The sequence below is a fragment of the Streptomyces cahuitamycinicus genome, from assembly GCF_002891435.1.
Classification (GTDB): Bacteria; Actinomycetota; Actinomycetes; order Streptomycetales; family Streptomycetaceae; genus Streptomyces; species Streptomyces cahuitamycinicus.
The window spans coordinates 1-3,335 of record NZ_POUC01000631.1; the positions used below are offsets into that span (position 1 = coordinate 1).

At 71.2% G+C, this 3,335-nt stretch carries 3 protein-coding genes; 2 read left to right on the forward strand and 1 reads right to left on the reverse strand.

Translation table 11 applies throughout. The features are described 5' to 3' along the window. Window positions 1-846 (reverse strand): SCO2400 family protein (locus C1J00_RS44865; protein ID WP_146046365.1); only part of this gene is annotated, 846 nt, incomplete at its 3' end. Between the two features lie 251 nt (window positions 847-1,097). Between C1J00_RS44865 and C1J00_RS40685 the strand changes: the two genes are divergently transcribed. Together C1J00_RS40685 and C1J00_RS40690 are read left to right on the forward strand one after the other, a co-directional pair. Next, on the forward strand, window positions 1,098-2,261 hold the full coding sequence (locus C1J00_RS40685) for a mandelate racemase/muconate lactonizing enzyme family protein (protein WP_102913870.1): 1,164 nt from the start codon (window positions 1,098-1,100) through the stop codon (window positions 2,259-2,261). Further along, window positions 2,258-3,262: a zinc-dependent alcohol dehydrogenase gene (locus C1J00_RS40690; RefSeq protein WP_102913871.1), complete on the forward strand. Its 1,005-nt coding sequence runs from the start codon at window positions 2,258-2,260 to the stop codon at window positions 3,260-3,262. Before C1J00_RS40685 ends, C1J00_RS40690 begins: the two co-directional genes overlap by 4 nt. Window positions 3,263-3,335: the final 73 nt, after the last annotated feature.

Here is a 3,335-nt window from a genome sequence, read left to right on the forward strand (position 1 = left end):
ACTGGGGGCGCCTCCCTCCGTCGCCGACTCCGGGTCCTTCGACGCTTCGTCGCCCTCAGGGGAATTCGACTCCTCGTCGTCCGGGGATCCGGAAGGCGACGGCGAGTCAGATGCCTCCGGCGAGGGGGAGCCTGACGGGCCTTCAGCCCCGGCGCCCGTTTCGCCCGGACCGCCGCCCGGCTTCCCCGCCTCCACCGGAGCGTCCCCGTCCGGCGACTCGCCCCCGGCCGCGGCCGGCTTCGGCGTCGAGCGGGGGGCGTCCATGCCGAGCTCCGCGAGGCTCAGGCCGCCCGCCGCCAGCACGAACCCGGCCGCCACCAACAGGGTCCGGCGCCGCCGCCGGCGGTGTGCCGCGGCCTTGCGGTCCCGCCGGCTCGCCCCGCCCGGACCTTCGGCGACCGGGCCGCGCCCGCGGCCACGCCGCCGGGCGGCGCGCCCCTGGTGCTCGCCATCACCGTCGTCGTCGCCGTCGTCGCCGCTGCGTGTGGCGTCGTCGGGGTCGTCGCCGTCGGGGTCGCTGCGTGTGACGTCGTACGGGTCGTCGTCACTGCGTGTGGCGTCGTACGGGTCATCGCCGTACGCGTCGCCGCGTGAGGCGTCGTACGGGTCGTCGTCACTGCGTGTGGCGTCGTACGGGTCATCGCCGTACGCGTCGCCGTATCCACCGGCGGAGGCGTCCGGCCTGCCCGGCCCCGTCGGGGTCTCGGCTGCGGGTCCGGACGCGGTGCCACCGTAGCGGCCGTACTCCGGCTCGCGCGAACGGCGCAGCGTTTCGGCCGAAGTGCCGCACCCCGGGCAGGCAAGGGCGCCGTTGAGGTGCCGTTGGCACGGGTCGCAGAAGTCCATGACGCGGGAAGATTAAGTTCCGCGCACGTCACGTTCCTAGATCCAGCTGTGAAGGTTCTGTAGGGACCCGCCTCACCAGTGGTTTCGAAACTGTCGAAACCGTTATGCGCGCGACCCATTGACACTCCTGCCGCCGGATCCTTACTGTCACGCCAGCATTTCGAACGTGTGCCGAAATCTCGAACACAGCTCACGGCACACCTTCGGACGCTGACGGAAACGAGCCGACGAACCTGTGAGGGACAACCGCCGTGCGCATCACCGGAATCAGCACACACGTGGTCGGGACGCCGTGGCGCAACCTGACGTACGTCCAGGTGCACACCGACGAGGGGATCACCGGAGTCGGCGAGACCCGGATGCTGGGACACACCGACGCCCTTCTCGGTTACCTGAGGGAGGCCGAGGCCAATCACATTCTCGGCTCCGACCCGTTCGCTGTCGAGGACCTCGTCAAGCGGATGAAGTACGGCGACTACGGCCGTGCCGGCGAGATCGTGATGTCGGGCATCGCCGTGATCGAGATGGCGTGCTGGGACATCAAGGGCAAGGCCCTGGGCGTCCCCGTCTGGCAGCTGCTGGGCGGCAAGGTCACCGACAAGGTCAAGGCGTACGCCAACGGCTGGTACACCACCGAGCGGACCCCGGAGGCCTACCACAAGGCCGCCCAGGGCGTGATGGAGCGCGGCTACCGGGCGCTCAAGATCGACCCGTTCGGCACCGGCCACTTCGAGCTGGACCACAAGGAAACCCTGTACGCCATCTCCTTGATCGAGGCGGTCCGGGACGCCATCGGACCCGAGGCCGAGCTGATGCTGGAGATGCACGGCCGCTTCTCCCCCGCCACGGCCGTGCGCCTGGCCAAGGAGCTTGCGCCGTTCAAGCCGGCGTGGCTGGAGGAGCCGGTCCCGCCGGAGAACCTCAAGGCGCTGGAGAAGGTCGCCGCCAAGGTGGACATGCCGGTGGCCACCGGTGAGCGCATCCACGATCGGATCGAGTTCCGGGAGCTGTTCGAGAGCCAGGCCGTCGACATCATCCAGCCGGACGTCGGCCATATCGGTGGAATCTGGGAGACCAGGAAGCTCGCCGCGACCGCCGAGACCCACTACGTGCTGGTGGCTCCCCACAACGTGGGCGGCCCGGTCCTGACCGCCGCGTCCCTCCAGGTCGGCTTCACCTCCCCGAACTTCAAGATCCTGGAGCACTTCAACGACTTCGCCGACGCGGAGATCAAGAAGGTGGTCAAGGGCGCCCCGCAGGTGAACCCGGAGGACGGCTGCTTCCACCTCTCCGACGCCCCGGGCCTCGGTGTGGAGCTGGACGTCGACGCCGCCGCCGAGTTCCCCCAGCAGCAGGCCCGTTTCGACCTCTGGGCGGAAGGCTGGGAGCAGCGCAAGCCGAAGGGCGCGCAGTGAGCACCGCGGTCGTCATCGACGCCCCGGGCGAGCACCGTCTCGTCCCGCACGAGCCCCGGCGGCCCGAGGCCGGCGAGGCCCTGGTCCGGGTGCACGCCTCAGGGATCTGCGGCAGCGACCGCGAGGTCTACCAGGGCAACCGCCCCGAGGGCTACGTGCGCTACCCACTGACCCCGGGCCACGAGTGGTCCGGGACGGTGGAGGCCGTGGGTGCCGGTGTGCCGGGCTCCCTCGTGGGCCGCAAGGTCGTCGGTGAGGGTTTTCGAAACTGTCAGGTCTGCGACCGCTGCCACGCGGGCGACACGACCCTGTGCACGGCCGGCTACGAGGAGACCGGGTTCACCCAGCCGGGCGCGATGGCGGCCACGCTGACCCTCCCGGCCCGTCTCCTGCACGCCCTTCCGGACGACTGCGACCTCACCGCCGCGGCCCTCCTGGAGCCCGCCGCCTGTATCGCGGCCGCCGCGCTGAAGGGCAACGCCCAGCCCGGCGAGCGCGTCGCCGTGGTCGGCACCGGCACCCTCGGCATGTTCGCCGTGCAGTTCCTGAAGGCGAACTCGCCGGCCGAGCTGCTGGTCGTCGGCACCCGCCGGGACCGTGAGGCGCTGTCGCGGCAGTACGGCGCGACGGACTTCCGGACGAAGGACCAGGAACTCCCGGACGACTTCGACGTGGTGATCGAGACGGCCGGGTCCGCGGACGCCGCCCGGATCTCGGCCGGGCTGCTCCGGCGGGGCGGCCGGCTGGTCCTGACCGGCATCCCGGCGCCGGGCGCCGAGGGCCTCGACCCGACCGACCTCGTGGTGAAGCAGCTGGAGGTGCACACCGTCTTCGGTGCGCCGCCGGACGCCTGGGCGCACACGGTCCGGGTGTTCGCCGCCGGGCTGCTCGACCCCCTGCCGCTGGTGACGCACGAGCTGCCCCTCACCGAGTTCTCGCAGGCCATCGAGCTGGTCGGGGCCGGTGATCCCAAGGTGGGCAAGGTCCTGCTCCGCCCCTAGACGTACGCCGGTACGGGGGCAACCTGACGGCTCCCGTACCGGCGTACACCCAGCCCCGCCGTATCCCGAGTCC